This window comes from Streptomyces sp. MUSC 14 (assembly GCF_001866675.1).
Classification (GTDB): Bacteria; Actinomycetota; Actinomycetes; order Streptomycetales; family Streptomycetaceae; genus Streptomyces.
On record NZ_MLYN01000037.1, the window covers coordinates 185,341 to 199,947 of the forward strand.

15 protein-coding genes are annotated in these 14,607 nt (G+C 72.7%); 7 read left to right on the forward strand and 8 right to left on the reverse strand.

All coding sequences use genetic code 11. The features are described 5' to 3' along the window. The first annotated feature begins 20 nt into the window (after positions 1-20). Complete coding sequence (locus tag BIV25_RS24205; RefSeq protein WP_071374495.1) at positions 21-1,064, forward strand: NUDIX hydrolase; 1,044 nt, start codon at positions 21-23, stop codon at positions 1,062-1,064. Positions 1,065-1,410: 346 nt separating this feature from the next. On the opposite strand, the gene BIV25_RS24210 is transcribed toward BIV25_RS24205, so the two are convergent. Together BIV25_RS24210 and BIV25_RS24215 are read right to left on the reverse strand one after the other, a co-directional pair. Then, positions 1,411-2,115, reverse strand: coding sequence for an MBL fold metallo-hydrolase (locus BIV25_RS24210; protein WP_071374496.1), 705 nt, complete (start codon positions 2,113-2,115; stop codon positions 1,411-1,413). Positions 2,116-2,198: 83 nt separating this feature from the next. Beyond that, the gene (locus BIV25_RS24215) at positions 2,199-3,551 is read right to left on the reverse strand and encodes a dipeptidase (RefSeq protein WP_071374497.1); all 1,353 of its coding nucleotides are present in this window, start codon (positions 3,549-3,551) and stop codon (positions 2,199-2,201) included. A 131-nt stretch (positions 3,552-3,682) separates the two neighbouring features. Between BIV25_RS24215 and BIV25_RS24220 the strand changes: the two genes are divergently transcribed. After that, complete coding sequence (locus BIV25_RS24220; RefSeq protein WP_071374498.1) at positions 3,683-4,924, forward strand: geranylgeranyl reductase family protein; 1,242 nt, start codon at positions 3,683-3,685, stop codon at positions 4,922-4,924. Here the strand turns inward: BIV25_RS24220 and BIV25_RS24225 are convergent. Beyond that, positions 4,914-5,363: a nitroreductase family deazaflavin-dependent oxidoreductase gene (locus tag BIV25_RS24225; RefSeq protein ID WP_071374592.1), complete on the reverse strand. Its 450-nt coding sequence runs from the start codon at positions 5,361-5,363 to the stop codon at positions 4,914-4,916. The genes BIV25_RS24220 and BIV25_RS24225 overlap by 11 nt on opposite strands. Before the next feature lie 126 nt (positions 5,364-5,489). Here BIV25_RS24225 and BIV25_RS24230 point away from each other — a divergent pair, with 126 nt between their 5' ends. The 3 genes from BIV25_RS24230 (at position 5,490) to BIV25_RS24240 (ending at position 8,177) form a co-directional block, all read left to right on the forward strand. Next, positions 5,490-6,176 (forward strand): TetR/AcrR family transcriptional regulator, encoded by a 687-nt coding sequence (locus BIV25_RS24230; RefSeq protein ID WP_071374499.1) that lies wholly within the window; start codon positions 5,490-5,492, stop codon positions 6,174-6,176. 100 nt (positions 6,177-6,276) lie between these two features. Beyond that, positions 6,277-7,515 (forward strand): sensor histidine kinase, encoded by a 1,239-nt coding sequence (locus BIV25_RS24235; protein WP_177235396.1) that lies wholly within the window; start codon positions 6,277-6,279, stop codon positions 7,513-7,515. Next, complete coding sequence (locus tag BIV25_RS24240) at positions 7,512-8,177, forward strand: response regulator transcription factor (protein WP_071374501.1); 666 nt, start codon at positions 7,512-7,514, stop codon at positions 8,175-8,177. Before BIV25_RS24235 ends, BIV25_RS24240 begins: the two co-directional genes overlap by 4 nt. Here BIV25_RS24240 and BIV25_RS24245 read toward each other — a convergent pair. Continuing rightward, positions 8,138-8,422, reverse strand: coding sequence for a DUF6332 family protein (locus tag BIV25_RS24245; RefSeq protein WP_071374502.1), 285 nt, complete (start codon positions 8,420-8,422; stop codon positions 8,138-8,140). The genes BIV25_RS24240 and BIV25_RS24245 overlap by 40 nt on opposite strands. 71 nt (positions 8,423-8,493) lie before the next feature. Further along, positions 8,494-9,990, reverse strand: a complete 1,497-nt coding sequence (locus tag BIV25_RS24250; RefSeq protein ID WP_071374503.1) for an MFS transporter — start codon at positions 9,988-9,990, stop codon at positions 8,494-8,496. Between the two features lie 85 nt (positions 9,991-10,075). Between BIV25_RS24250 and BIV25_RS24255 the strand changes: the two genes are divergently transcribed. Next, a complete protein-coding gene (locus BIV25_RS24255) occupies positions 10,076-10,474 on the forward strand; it encodes a MarR family winged helix-turn-helix transcriptional regulator (RefSeq protein WP_071374504.1) in 399 nt (132 codons plus the stop codon). A 28-nt stretch (positions 10,475-10,502) separates the two neighbouring features. Here BIV25_RS24255 and BIV25_RS24260 read toward each other — a convergent pair whose 3' ends face one another. Beyond that, a complete protein-coding gene (locus tag BIV25_RS24260) occupies positions 10,503-11,279 on the reverse strand; it encodes a maleylpyruvate isomerase family mycothiol-dependent enzyme (RefSeq protein WP_071374505.1) in 777 nt (258 codons plus the stop codon). Positions 11,280-11,351: 72 nt separating this feature from the next. After that, positions 11,352-12,539 (reverse strand): MFS transporter, encoded by a 1,188-nt coding sequence (locus BIV25_RS24265; RefSeq protein ID WP_071374506.1) that lies wholly within the window; start codon positions 12,537-12,539, stop codon positions 11,352-11,354. A 417-nt stretch (positions 12,540-12,956) separates the two neighbouring features. On the opposite strand from BIV25_RS24265, the gene BIV25_RS24270 reads away from it, so the two are divergent. Then, positions 12,957-13,352: a luciferase family protein gene (locus BIV25_RS24270; protein WP_177235397.1), complete on the forward strand. Its 396-nt coding sequence runs from the start codon at positions 12,957-12,959 to the stop codon at positions 13,350-13,352. A gap of 357 nt (positions 13,353-13,709) precedes the next feature. Here BIV25_RS24270 and BIV25_RS24275 read toward each other — a convergent pair whose 3' ends face one another. Next, positions 13,710-14,489: a DeoR/GlpR family DNA-binding transcription regulator gene (locus BIV25_RS24275; protein ID WP_071374507.1), complete on the reverse strand. Its 780-nt coding sequence runs from the start codon at positions 14,487-14,489 to the stop codon at positions 13,710-13,712. Positions 14,490-14,607: the final 118 nt, after the last annotated feature.

Genomic DNA, 14,607 nt, shown 5'->3' on the forward strand with positions numbered 1-14,607 from the left:
CAACAGAAGAGGGGGAGTCCGTGACCGTCGTCTGGATCAACGGCGCGTTCGGTGCGGGGAAGACCACCACCGCACGGGAACTGATCGAGCTGATCCCGAACAGCACGCTCTTCGACCCCGAGGTCGTCGGCGGGTCGCTCACGCACCTGCTGCCGCCCAAACGCCTCGCCGAGGTCGGCGACTTCCAGGACCTGCCGATCTGGCGCCGGCTGGTCGTCGACACGGCAGCAGCGATGCTCGCCGAACTGGGCGGGACCCTCGTGGTGCCCATGACCCTGCTCCGCCAGGAGTACCGCGACGAGATCTTCGGCGGCCTGGCCGCCCGCAGGATCCCCGTGCACCATCTGCTCCTCGCCCCGGCCGAAACGATCCTGCGTGAGCGGATAGCCCGCCGGGAGATCCCGCCGGACCTGCCCGACGGCGAGATACGGATACGGCAGTGGGCGTACGACCACATCGAGCCCTACCGCGCCGCCCTCGCCTCCTGGCTCACCGCCGACGCCCACCTCGTGGACACGGGCGATCTCACCCCGTACGAGACCGCCGCCCGCATCGCCGACGCCGTCTCCGGCGGGACCGTACCCCCCTGCGACATCGTGCAGACCCCCGAGCCGACCGCCGAGACGCTCGCCGCCGGGGTGCTGCTCTTCGACGAGCAGGACCGGGTGCTGCTCGTCGACCCCACCTACAAGCCGGGCTGGGAGTTCCCCGGCGGGGTGGTCGAGCGCGGTGAGGCGCCTGCCCGCGCCGGGATGCGGGAGGTCGCCGAGGAGACCGGGATAGAGCTGCGGGAGGTGCCCCGGCTGCTCGTCGTGGACTGGGAGCGGCCCGCACCGCCCGGTTTCGGCGGGCTGCGGCTGTTGTTCGACGGCGGCAGACTGGAGCCCGCCGAGGCGTCCCGCGTGCTGCTGCCGGGCCCGGAGCTGCGCGCCTGGCGCTTCGCCGGCGAGCAGGAGGCCGCCGCGATGCTCCCGCCGGTCCGCTACGAGCGACTGCGCTGGGCACTGCGGGCCCGCGAACGGGGAACCGCCCTGTATCTGGAGGGCGGAGTGCCGGTCGGCTGACCGCCGACCCGTGCGGACCGGTACTGGTCGGAGCCCGCACCGGTGCCGATCGAACCTCCCGGCCCGGGCGGGATGGTAGTGCCCGTTGGCTGGTCGGGGCGGTCGGCTCGTGCGTGGGGCTGGTGGTCGTTGGCGGGCTGTGCCGCGCGGTCGGTTGGACTGCTCGGCGTGGTGGGGGCCATACCCGGGGTCGGCTTGTGGGGGGCTGGTGGTGGTCGGCGGGGTGCGCCCGTGGTCGGTTGGGTTGCTCGGCCTGGGGGAGCGCAGAGGGTATCGCGGGGCTGTGTGCGCGGCTGGGTCGGGTGGCCTGGAACGGCAGGCGGTGGCCGCGGGCCGTACCCCGGGCTCAGCGGGCGTCCACCACCCGGCTCAGCGCGGTGGCCGCGCCCCCGACGACGGGGTCTCCGTGGCCGAAACACATGACGTCCGCGTCCAGTGCGGCCAATCGGCCGATAGAGTCGAGGAGTTGGGGGAGATCGAGGTTGCCGACGCCCGGTATCACCGTGCCGTCGACGGGGGAGGCCGCCACCGTGTCCCCAGTGAACAGCACGCCCTCGGCGGGCAGGAACAGGGCGATGCTGCCGTCCGTGTGGCCGGGTGCATGGACGACCTGAGCACCGCCGCCGAAGTCCAGCACCTCCCCGTCGGACACCGTGGTGACCGAGGCCGGCGGCACCGGTTCGCCCGTGGGCAGGTGCTTGACGGCCTCCGCGTGGATCGGCAGCTCCCAGTCCTCGAACCGCGGTGGCGGGCCTGGGAGTTCACCGCGGATGATCGGGGCCTCCAGCTGGTGCGCGAGCACCTCGGCGCCGCTCAGCGCCGCGAACTCGCCCGCCCCGCCGACGTGATCCTCGTGGAAATGGGTCAGCACGATCCGCCGTACGTCCCCGGGTGCACGGCCCAGGGACGTGATCGCGTCGGCGATCGTCCGGCCGGCGCCGAGCACGCCCGCGTCGACGAGCGTCAACTCGTCGTCGTCGCGCCAGAGATAGGCCTGGCCGACGGGAAAGCGCAGCATGTGCAGTCGGGGGAGCAGCTCGATGACGTCCATGCCCCGACCGTAGGCAGCGCCCCCGCCCGGAGGCGAGGGCGCTCTGCCGGCGGCAGAAGGGGCGGACGGGAGACCCGAAGGGGTCAGCCGGCGTAGTTGCGCAGGAACAGCGCCTCGGCGACCGACAGCCGCTCCAGCTCCTCGGGGGAGACGCTCTCGTTGACCGCGTGGATCTGCGCCTCCGGCTCGCTCAGGCCGATCAGCAGGATCTCCGCCTCGGGGTACAGCCCCGCCAGCGTGTTGCACAGCGGGATGGAGCCGCCCTGCCCGGCGTACTGCATGGACTCGCCGGGGTAGGCCACGGCCATCGCGTCGGCCATCGCCTGGTACGCCGGGCTGGTGGTGTCGGCGCGGAACGGCTGGCCCTGGCCGATCTGCTCGACGCCGACGCGGGCGCCCCACGGGGTGTGCGCCTCGATGTGCGCCTGGAGCAGCTTGGTCGCCTCGGCGGCGTCCACACCCGGCGGCACCCGCAGGCTGATCAGGGCCCGGGCCGTGGACTGCACCGAGGGGGTCGCGCCGACGACCGGCGGGCAGTCGATGCCGAGGACGCTGGCCGCCGGGCGGGCCCACAGCCGGTCGGCGACGGCGCCGCCGCCGGTCAGTCCGACACCGTCGAGCACCCGGGCGTCGGAGCGGAACTGCTCCTCGGTGTACTCCAGGCCGTCCCACGTGGCCGAGGCGTCGAGACCGTCGACGGTGGTCGAGCCGTCCGCGGCACGCAGCGAGTCCAGCACCCGGATCAGCGCGGCCAGCGCGTCCGGGGCGGCACCGCCGAACTGCCCCGAGTGCAGGTTGCCCTCCAGGGTGTCGATCTGCACCCGGACCAGGGTCATCCCGCGCAGGATCGTGGTCACGGTGGGCAGGCCGACCCGGAAGTTGCCCGCGTCGCCGATCACGATCGTGTCCGCCGTGAGCAGCTCGGGGTGCTGCTCGGCGTACCGCTCCAGGCCGCCGGTGCCCTGCTCCTCCGAGCCCTCGACGATCATCTTCACGTTCACCGGGACGCCGCCGTTCGCCTTCAGGGCGCGCAGCGCGAGCAGGTGCATGATGAAGCCGCCCTTGCAGTCGGCGCTCCCGCGGCCGTACCAGCGGCCGTCGCGCTCGGTCAGCTCGAACGGCGGGGTGGTCCAGGCGGCCTCGTCCAGCGGCGGCTGCACGTCGTAGTGGGCGTAGAGCAGAACCGTTTTCGCACCCTCGGGGCCCGGCAGGTAGCCGTAGACCGACTGGGTGCCGTCCGGGGTGTCCAGCGGGGACACGTCGACGAAGCCCTCGGCGGTGAGCGCCTCGGTGATCCAGCGCGCGGCGGCCTCGCTCTCGCTCTTCGGGAACTGCGCGAAGTCGGCCACCGACCGGAAGGCGACGAGCTCGGTCAGCTCCGCCTTCGCCCGGGGCATCAGCGAGGCGACGGTCTCGGCGACCGGATTCGACGACATGGGCACGCTCCTCGTGGGTGCGACGTTGAACTGGGTGAGTACCCCGATACTCGCACAGTGGCCTGCGGCGACGACCGCCGTAGGATGCGGGGGACACTACGGCAGCGGCTGGATCGGAGCAGTAGACCATCGTGAGCGGCGAGAACTCTTCGGCGGACGACGTGCAGCAGGTGTGGGACGTCGTCGTGGTGGGCGCGGGACCCGCGGGGGCCTCGGCCGCCTATGCGGCCGCGGTCGCGGGACGGCGCGTGCTGTTGCTGGAGAAAGCCGAGTTGCCGCGCTACAAAACCTGCGGCGGCGGCATCATCGGTTCCTCGCGCGACGCACTGCCCCCGGGCTTCGAGCTGCCCCTCCGTGACCGGGTGCACGCGGTCACCTTCTCCCACAACGGCCGTTTCGCCCGCACCCGCCGTTCCAAGCACATGCTGTTCGGACTGATCAACCGCCCCGAGTTCGACCAGCAGCTGGTCGAGCACGCCCAGAAGGCGGGCGCCGAGCTGCGTACGGGCGTCACGGTGCAGCGCGTGGAGCAGCACGGCTCGGCGGTCCCCGACCGGCGCACGGTCGCCGTCCTGCTCCAGGGCGGCGAGACGGTGCTGGCCCGCGCGGTCGTCGGCGCCGACGGCAGTGCGAGCCGGATAGGGGCTCATGTCGGCGTGAAGACGGCCCAGGTGGACCTCGGTCTGGAGGCGGAGATCCCGGTCCCGGAGTCCGTCGCCGAGGACTGGCAGGGCCGGGTCCTCATCGACTGGGGCCCGATGCCGGGCAGTTACGGCTGGGTGTTCCCGAAGGGCGACACCCTGACGGTCGGCGTGATCTCCGCACGTGGCGAAGGCGCCGCCACGAAGCGGTACTTGGAGGACTTCATCGCCCGGCTCGGCCTGGCGGGCTTCGAGCCGTCCATCTCCTCCGGGCATCTGACCCGCTGCCGCGCGGACGATTCGCCGCTGTCCCGGGGCCGGGTGCTGGTCTGCGGTGACGCGGCCGGTCTGCTGGAGCCGTGGACGCGCGAGGGCATCTCGTTCGCGCTGCGCTCGGGCCGGCTCGCGGGGGAGTGGGCGGTGCGCATCGCCGAGGCGCACGACGCGGTCGACACCCGCCGCCAGGCCCTGAACTACGCGTTCGCGGTCAAGGCCGGTCTCGGTGTCGAGATGAGCGTCGGCGGGCGGCTGCTGACCGCGTTCGAGAAGCGTCCCGGCCTCTTCCACGCGGCCCTCACCGGCTTCCGCCCCGCCTGGCGGGCCTTCCGGGAGATCACCCAGGGGAAGACCTCGGTCGCCGAGATCGTCCGCTCCCGTCCGATCGCCCAGCGCGCCCTGACCGCGCTGGACCGGGAGCAGGGCCACCCGGTGGAGGATCCGGTCAGTTCGTGACGGTGATCCGGAAGACGGGGTGGTCGGGGGCGATCCGGCGCAGGTCCGCGTCCGGGGAGTCGGGGCCGACGCCGTCGAAGAAGACCCCGACCTCCGCCTTCCAGCGCTTGAGGTAGGCGCGCAGCAGCGGGACCTTGTCGTCGTCGGCGACCTCGGCGGCGCTGAAGACGTCCACGCTGCTGCCGAGCCTCAGCTCGCCCCCGCCGGCCGCCCGCATGTTGTGGGTCCACTGGACATGGCCGCGCGGGGCGACCAGGTACTGCTGCCCGTCCACCGTCAGCAGGTTCACCGGAGTCGTACGCCACTGCCCGCTCTTGCGTCCGCGCACCGCGAGGACCCGGGAGTCCCAGATGCTGATGCCGCGCCCGGTGAGCCAGGCCACCGCCCGGTTGAAGACATTGACGGTGAACCAGCCCGGCTTCTTGACGTGTGACGACATGGTGACCCCCACGGCTTGGGAGAGCGGTGCTCTCGCTTGACTTCAGTGTGGGGGAGGTCGGCACGAGAATGCAAGAGCGGTGCTCTCTTTTGTGTGCACCGCTCTCTCACGTGGCAGACTGATGGCATGAGCACCCCACAGGGCGCCCGCGCACGGGCCAGGGCCGAGGTCACCGCCGCCATCAAGGAGGCGGCCCGCAGACAGCTGGCGGACGAGGGCGCGGCGAAGCTCTCGCTGCGGGCCGTCGCCCGCGAACTCGGCATGGTCTCCTCGGCCCTGTACCGGTACTTCCCCAGCCGCGACGAGCTGCTGACCGCCCTGATCATCGACGCATACGACTCCCTCGGCGAGAGCGCGGAGCGGGCGCGCGACACGGCGCACGGGGCCGCGCCCGTGGCGCGCTGGACCGCCGTGTGCGAGGCGGTGCGCGGCTGGGCGCTCGCGCATCCGCACGAGTACGCGCTGATCTACGGCTCACCCGTGCCCGGCTACGCCGCCCCCGAGACCACCGTCCCGGCCGCCTCCCGCGTCGGCCTGGTCCTCATCGGCATCATCCGCGCCGCCCACGAGGGCCCCGGCCTCGCCGGCCTGACCGTGCCCGCCTCCCTGCGCCCCGAGGCCGAGCGCATGGCCGCCGACCTCACCCCCGACCTGCCCCCCGAGGTCGCCGTGGCGATGGTGGCGGCCTGGTCCCAGCTGTTCGGGCTGGTGAGCTTCGAGCTGTTCGGCCAGTTCCGCAACGTGGTCGAGGACCGGGAGGACTTCTTCCGGCACGCGGTCACGCAGCTGGCGCTCGGTGTGGGGCTCCGGTAGGCGCCGTGGCCGTGGTGGGCGTCGTACTCCCCCGGGAGTACGAGTGATCACCACGCCCGGCTGACGTCCGGCACCGCCGCCGGCGTCTAGCGTGGCGGACATGGAAGAGCAGCGCGCCCCCTCGCCGCGGTGGCGGTACGGGCCCCCGTGGTCGCGGTACGGCCCTCCGTGGCGCGACGGCCCGGACGACCCGGAGCCGCACCGGGGGCGGGCGTGGCCCTGGCGCTCGACCGCGCTGTTCACCGTGTTCGTGCTGGTCGGCAGCAACTTCGCCGCGCACGGCCAGCCGCACCGGGTGCCGCTCGACCCCTACGCGCGCGTGCTGCTGCTCGCCGCCTCGCTCCTGCTGCTGTGGCGGCACCGCCACCCGGTGGCCGTGGCGTTCGGCACCGCGGCGGTGACCCTCGGCTATCTGGCCGCGGGCTACCCCTACGGGCCGGTCTATCTGACGGTCGCGGTGGCCTGCTTCAGCGCTGTCGTGGCCGGGCACCGGCGGGCCGCCTGGGCGTCCGTGGGGCTGCTGTGGGCCGGGCACGCCCTGGTCGCGCTCTGGCTCTACCGCTGGCTTCCGCCCCCGGGGGACCAGGGCGGCGGCATCATCCAGGAGATCGGCATCGCCGCCTGGGTGCTGGCGGTCTTCGCCGTGGCCGAACTGGCCCGGGTACGGCGCGAACAGTGGGCCCGGGAGCGGGCGGACCGGGCGCAGGCGGCCAGACGGCGCGCGGACGAGGAACGGCTGCGGATCGCCCGCGAACTGCACGACGTCCTCGCGCACAGCATCTCCGTCATCAACGTCCAGGCCGGCATGGGCCTCGCGCTGCTCGACAGCGACCCCGAGCAGGCGCGGACCGCGCTCACCACCATCAAGGCCGCCAGCAAGGAGGCCCTCGGCGAGGTGCGCCAGGTGCTCGACACCCTGCGCGCCCCAGACGCCGCCCCGCGCACGCCCGCCCCGGGTCTGGACCGGCTGCCGGAACTGGTGGAACAGGCGGCAGCGGCCGGGCTGACGGTCGAGGTCGAGGGCGCGCCGCCACAGCTGCCGGCGGGGGCCGACCTGGCCGCCTTCCGCATCGTCCAGGAGGCGCTGACGAACGTCGTACGGCACTCCGGATCGCGGCACGCGCGCGTGGCGTTCGCCCATGACGGCGACGCGCTGCGGCTGCGCGTCGACGACGACGGACCCGCGACCGGCGCCGACGCCGGAGGCGGCGGGAACGGGCTGGCCGGCATGCGGGAGCGGGCGGCCGCGCTGGGTGGCACCATCGAGGCGGGCCCGCGCCCCGACGGCGGCTTCCGGGTGCTCGCCGTACTGCCGTCGCACCTCAGGGAGGACCAGTGATCCGGGTACTGCTCGCCGACGACCAGTCGCTCGTGCGGGCCGGCTTCAGAGCGCTGCTCGACGCGCAGCCGGACATCGAGGTGGCCGGCGAGGCGGCCGACGGCGAGGAGGCGCTGCGTCTGGTGCGCGAACGGGCGCCGGACGTCGTGCTGATGGACATCCGCATGCCCCGGCTCGACGGCCTGGCCGCGACCCGGCGCATCACCGGCGACGCGGATCTCGGGGACGTGAAGGTGGTCATGCTCACCACCTTCGAGCTCGACGAGTACGTCTTCGAGGCCATCCGTTCGGGTGCCTCCGGCTTTCTGGTGAAGGACACCGAACCGGACGAACTCGTGCGCGCCGTACGGGCGGTGGTCGACGGCGACGCGCTGCTGTCGCCCGGCGTCACCCGGCGCCTGATCGCCGAGTTCGCGGCCCGCTCCAAGGAGCCCGCGGCGGCCGACGACCTGGCCCGGCTCACCGAGCGGGAGCGGGAGGTGATGGCGCTGGTCGGCATCGGCCTGTCCAACGAGGAGATCGCCCGCCGGCTGGTGGTCAGCCCGCTGACGGCCAAGACCCATGTGAGCCGCGCGATGGTGAAGCTGGGCGCCCGCGATCGCGCCCAACTCGTCGTGCTGGCCTACGAGTCGGGGTTGGTACGACCCGGCTGGCTGGGCTGAGCGCCCCGCCGGAAGCGCACCAGCACGCTCACCACCCGGGTCAGGAAGACCACGGGCGCGACCACGAGACCGATCCACACCAGCGCCGTCTCCAACGCCCGGGGCAGATCGAAGAGCAGCGCCGGCCCCGCGACGGCCCCGAACAGTACCGCGGCCGCGAAGCCGGCGCTCACCAGCGCATAGCCGATCTCGACCGTGGCCGCGTCCTGTCGGGCCTTGGTGCGGCGTCCCCCGTAGCTGTCCATCACCTCAGCTTCACAGACGTGCGCCCGGCGGAGCAAACAGCCCCGCCGGGCGCACGGTTGGAGGCGTCCCCCTAGTCGCGGACCGGCACGCGCTCCGCTTCCGCCTCCCGCACAGTGGACGTGGACCGGGCGACCACGACGGTCGGCCGGCTGCGACCGTGGCGCAGACCGGTGAGCGTGATCAGCAGGCCGGCCAGTGCGATGCCCGTGACGACGAGGAAGCCGGGCCGGTAGCTGTCGAGGACGGCCTGCGGGGTGGCGTGTGCGGGGGCGCCCGCGGTGACCACGGCCGTCACCACCGCCAGGAACAGCGCGCCACCCACCTGCACCGAGGTGTTGAGCAGACCGGAGACCATGCCCTGCTCGTGGTCCTCGACCCCGTTGGTGGCCTGGATGTTGAGCGAGGGGAAGACCAGCGCGCAGGCCGCGCCGATCAGCAGCATCGACGGCAGGACGACCGCCGCGTACACCGGGTCGAGATCGATGCGCAGGAACAGGGCGTACCCGAGCGCCATGAAGGCGAAGCCCAGTGCGATCAGCCGTTGCGTGCCGAACCGGTCGACGATCGCGCCGACCTTCGTGGACGACACCGCCACCAGTGCGCCGGCCGGCAGGAACGCGAGCGCCGTGTGCAGCGCGGACCAGCCGAGCAGGGACTGCATGTAGAGCGTCGTCAGGAACTGGAAGCCGACGTAGGAGCCGAAGAAGGCGATCGCGCCGAGCTGGGCGCGCACCTGGCTGCCCGAGCGCAGCACGCCCAGCCGGATCAGCGGACTCGGCGAGCGCCGCTCGACCAGGACGAACGCGGTGAGCAGCACGGCGACGGCGAGGAAGGACAGCAGCGTACGGGCCGAGGCCCAGCCGGCCTCGGGGGCCTGGACGACGGTGTAGACCAGCAGGAGCATCGACGCGGTGCCGAGGACGGCGCCCGGGATGTCGTAGCCGGCGTGGTTCTCCTCGCGGGCGCTGCGCGGCAGCAGCTTGAGGCCCGCCACGAGCGCGATCAGGGCGATCGGCGCGGGCAGCAGCATGGTGAAGCGCCAGCTGGCCTCGGTGAGCAGGCCGGAGAGCACCAGGCCCATGGAGAAGCCGGTGGCGGCGCAGGTGGTGTAGATGGACAGGGCGCGGTTGCGCAGCGTGCCCTCCGGGAACGTCGTGGTGATGATCGACAGTCCGGCCGGCGCGGTGAAGGCCGCGCTGAGGCCCTTGATGAAGCGGCTGGCGATCAGCAGCGGACCGGAGTCCACGAGCCCGCCGAGCAGCGAGGCGAGTGCGAAGACCCCGAGCGCGACGAGGAACACCTGGCGCCGGCCGAGCAGGTCGGCGGTGCGTCCGCCGAGGAGGAGCAGGCCTCCGTAGCCCAGGATGTAGCCGCTGACGATCCATTGCAGCGTCGACGTGGACAGATGCAGGTCGGAGCCGATGGACGGGAGCGCGACTCCGACCATCGACACGTCCAGCGCGTCGAGGAACATCGCCGCGCAGAGCACCAGCAGGGTGCCCCACAGGCGAGGAGTCCAGCGGACGGCCGGGGACGGGGCCGCGGAGTGGGTGAGCGGAGAGGTCATGCCGAGAACAGTACATGCGCATGCATCGAATGCAAATGCATTTAATTACGATGCAACAATCTTGGTTCTCTGCTACGGTGCGCCCATGGCGGCGAACAAGGCCGAGCAGGCGCTCGTGGAGCAGTGGCGGGACATCCTGGCCCTGCATGCCCGCACCCAGTGCGAGCTGGACCGGGCGCTGCACGAACACGGCCTGTGCGGCAGCGACTTCGAGGTGCTCGACCTGCTGGTCGAGGGAGTGGCGGCCGACGGCGGCTGCGCCTACCGCGTGCAGGAGATCTCCGAGCGGGTTCACCTCAGTCAGAGCGCCCTGTCCCGGCTGATCGGCCGTCTGGAGAAGGACGGTCTGGTCGACCGCGCGATGTGTGCCGAGGACCGGCGCGGGGTCCGGGTGGCCCTGACGGGCAAGGGGCGCGCGCTGCACGGCCGGGTGCGGCCCGTGCAGCGCGCGGTGCTGGCACGGATGCTGACCGACGCCGAATGAAAGAGTGACGGAGGGAGCTGAGGGTGTGTCAGACCCCGCCCTTCTCCCGCCACAGTTCGGCCAGCGCGTGATCGCCGCGCACGCTCGGCACGGGCTTGCGGTTCCACAGCGCCAGGTACAACTCGTCGGCGGGCCCGGAGAGTTCGGCCTCGGCCTCGCCGGCCTCCTCCTGTCCGCCGGCCGTGTTCCGCACGGTCACCGCCGGCTCGGGCGACAGCCGCACGGTCCACACGGTGTCCGCGCCTTCCGTCCCGTCCGCCCCCGCGCGCAGCGCGCGCACCCGCAGGACGCGCGGCTCCTCGGTGCGCAGCCGGCTCCGGGAGCGGGCGTGGAAGCCGCGCAGCAGTTCGTCGATGCCGTCGACCGCGAAGTCCGGGGCGACCGGGGACGCCGTACCGCCGCGCGCCGCCTCCGCGTCGTACCGGTGGACGGTCGTCTCGTGTGCCTGTCGGCGGGTCCAGAACGCCAGCGGTGAGGCGCTGGGCGTCGGCAGGAACGTCCAGCACTCCAGGTCGGCGGGTGCGGCGGCCAGCGCGTCGACCAGCAGGCGGTGACTGTCCCGGTACCAGGCCACCAGCTCGGCGCCGTCCAGCTCCGGCAGGTCGCCGAACGGGCGTCGTGCGCTGCCCCCTTCGGTGATGTAGCCGGCGGCCCAGCGGTGCACGGCGCCGGTGTGCCGCAGCAGGTCGCGCACCTGCCACTCCGGGCAGGTGGGCACCTTGGCGTCGGTCCCCGCGGCGTCGGCGGCCGCGGCGAGCAGTCGGCCCTCGCGGTCCAGGGTCTGAAGCAAGTCGGCAGTCTCCATGGGGCGAGTGTGCCGGATGGAGCCCGCTCGAAGGCCGGCCTTTTTCTGTCTTCCGCCGGGTAGCCGAGGCCGTCAGCGCCCCATGGTCCGCCGCGTCGTGACTCCGATGAGCGCGGCGACGGCGGCCAGCGCCGCCACGCTCGTGAGCGCGGTCGGCAGGGAGAACCAGTCGGCCATGAAACCGATCGAGGGCGGTCCGAGCAGCATGCCGCCGTAACCGAGCGTCGAGGCGACGGCGACCCCGGACGGGCCGGTCAGCGCGCCCGCTCGCTCGACGGCGACCGGGAAGAGGTTGGCGAGCCCGAGCCCCGTGACGGCGAAGCCGATCAGCGCCGCCCACACGGAGGGTGCGAGCGAGCCGAGCAGCATGCCCGCCGCCGCGACGGTGCCGCCGGCGATCACGGTGCGCGCGCGGCCGAGGCGTTCCAGGAGTGTGGTCCCGGTCGCCCGGCCGATGGTCATGGCCAGCGCGAAACACGAGTAACCGGCCGCCGCCACACCCGACGAGGCCGCCAGGTCCTGGTGGAGGTGGAGCGCGCCCCAGTCGGCCATGGCGCCCTCGCCGTAGGCCGTGCACAGCGCGACCAGCCCGAAGACGAGCACCAGGCCGCGGTGGCCGTCGCGTCGTGTGCGGTCGGCCTGCGGCACCCGGCGCGGCGACGGGCGGGTACTCGTGTTTCGCGTCGGCGCGGGCGGTTCCTGCCGCAGCAGGGTGCGCCCGGCGAGGGCGGTGACGAGCAGCCCCGTGACGGTGAGGCCGAGCAGATGCCGGGTGGGGGAGAGGGCACCGGCGACCAGTCCGCCGAGGCCCGCCCCGATCATGCCGCCGAGGCTGAACGCGGCATGGAACGTGGGCATGATGGGCCGCCGCAGTGCGGCCACCAGATCGACGGCGGCGCTGTTGAAGGCCACGTTGATGCCGCCGTATGCGGCGCCGAAGACCAGTAGTACGGCGCCGAGCGCGGGCGCGGAGCGGGTGAGCGCGGGCAGGGCGACGCTGAGGGAGAGCAGAACGGCGCAGACCACGGTGACCGGATGGCTGCCGTAGCGCCGGCACAGGCGCCCGGTGAGGGTCATCGTGATCACCGCACCGGCGGAGACACCGAGGAGTGCCAGGCCCAGATCACTGGCCGAGGCGTGGGTCTGCTCCTTGATGTCGGGGATCCGGACGACCCACCCGGCGAAGATGAAGCCGTCCAGAGCGAAGAATGCGGTCAGGGCGATCCGGAGCCGGGTGAGATCGATACTGCTGCCCGGCACGACGCTGTGCGATCGGGTTTTGTTTATTGGCGGCACAAAATCAGGTTAGAGGGAGGGTGAGGGGAGGGGCAAGGCCGGTTCCGGGAGCCCGCGCGGGCCGACGGGCCGAGGGTGTTCACATCGCGAGACAACCGGAAACGCGCCATCACCCGCCTCGGTGACGAGGGCCTCCCCGTGCCGCACGGGCCGCCTCCGGCCGCGTGCGACCGGTTCCGGCCCGCGCGTGGCGTGAACGATGCGTCCTTGACCTGCGTCGACTTGTGTGCCCTCCTGCCGGCCGGGCCGTCAACCCCGCGCACCGCGTGCCCCGTTCGGGGCGGCCGGAACCTTTCCTTGCGTGGCCCCTTGGTGGATACAGGTCGGTTAATGCTTGCTCACGAGCTGGTTGCCGAGGGGTGAGCGGTCCATGATGGGCCCATGACGTTGGCCTCGCGCGCGCTCGCGCAACTGGCGACCTGGCCCGACCTGAGTCAGGCGGTCCCGAGCTGCGGTCTGGGAGAGGCGGTGAGTTCGGCCCAGGGCGAGATCGCCCACTTCCACTCGGACCGTGATGTCGATCTACGGCTGACCGACCGGGCCATCCGGCGCTTCGCGAAGGACCTGAAGGACTCGGGGGCGATCAGAATCGTCCCCGGCTCCCAGTGGGTGACCCTGCGCCTCGACGCCGCGAGCGACGTCGACCTGCTGCTGACCCTGGTGAGCGTGGCCCTCCAGGCCCAGCAGGCCTGGCCCGACCCGGCCGACCGGCCGCCGACCGGGTGCAACGACCAGCGGGGGGCGGGGTTCGTGAAGGCTGACCTCGGTCGGTTCTGAGGCGGGCGGGTCCGGCGCGGTCCGTTCTGAGGTGGTCGGTGCGGAAGGGGTCGTCGGCGCGGGAGCAGTTGGCGCGGAAGCGGCCGGTTCCGAGTCGGCGGTCTCGAAAGGGCCGGCTCCGAGGACGCCGGATCCGGCGCGGCCGCCGTACAGGCCGCCTCCCTGCGCTGGTCGGTACCGAAGCGGCCCAGTCGGACGTGGTCGAATCCGGCGTGGGCGGAGCCGAATCCGTCAGTGGCGCGCGCGGGTTCTGTGCGGGCCGGGTTGGTGGGTGGGGTCGGTGTGGGTCGGCGTCGTGCGTGGGGTGGTTGCGGCGGGGTCGGTTGGCTGGCGTGTCGGTGGGGTTTCGGGTGGGCGTCACACCGCCAGGACGTGGATCCCTGTTTCCTCGAAGAGGCGTACCGTCTCCTGCGGTACTGCCGTGTCCGTCACGAGTGTGTGCACCAGCTCGGCTCCGCAGATCCGGGCGAAGGCGCGCCGGCCCAGCTTGCTGGAGTCGGCGGCGACCACCACCCGCTCCGCTCGCTCGCACAACAGCCGGTTGATCGCGGCCTCCGCCTCGTCGTGCGCCGCCGCGCCGTGTGCGACGTCGAAGGCGACGACGCCGAGTACGGCCACGTCGAGCGTGATCTGTCCGAGCACCCCGTCCGCGAGCGGGCCGATGAGTTCGTACGACTGCGGGCGCGCGACCCCGCCCGTCACCACGATCTTGAACTGGGGCCGTACCGCGAGCTCGTTGGCGATGTTGAGCGCGTTGGTGACGACGGTCAGCGCCGGTGAGCCGCTGGACAGGTCGCCGCGCACGGCCAGGGCGCGGGCCACCTCCGTGGTGGTCGTGCCGCCCGTGAGACCCACCGCCTCGCCCGGCGCCAGCAGATCGGCCACGGCCTTCGCGATGCGCTGCTTCTCGGAGGCGCGGCGGGCGGTCTTGTAGCGCAGCGGGAGTTCGTACGACACCCCGTGCACCACCGCTCCGCCCCGGGTGCGCACCAGCATCTGCTGCTCGGCGAGCTGGTCGAAGTCCCGGCGGATCGTCGCCGCCGACACCTCCAGCTCGGCCGCCGCCTCCTCGACCTCCAGCCGGCCGCGCTCCACGAGCAGTTCCAGCAGCGCCTTCCAGCGGGCGTCCCGGGACATCCGCAGCCTCCTTCTCCGTGTTCCCGGTGACCCTAGCGCACGGCCCTCTGAGCGTGGATGCTTGATTGTGCTCGAAAGTGCGCTATATCTTGCAGGAACAATCAGCGAGGGAAGGGTG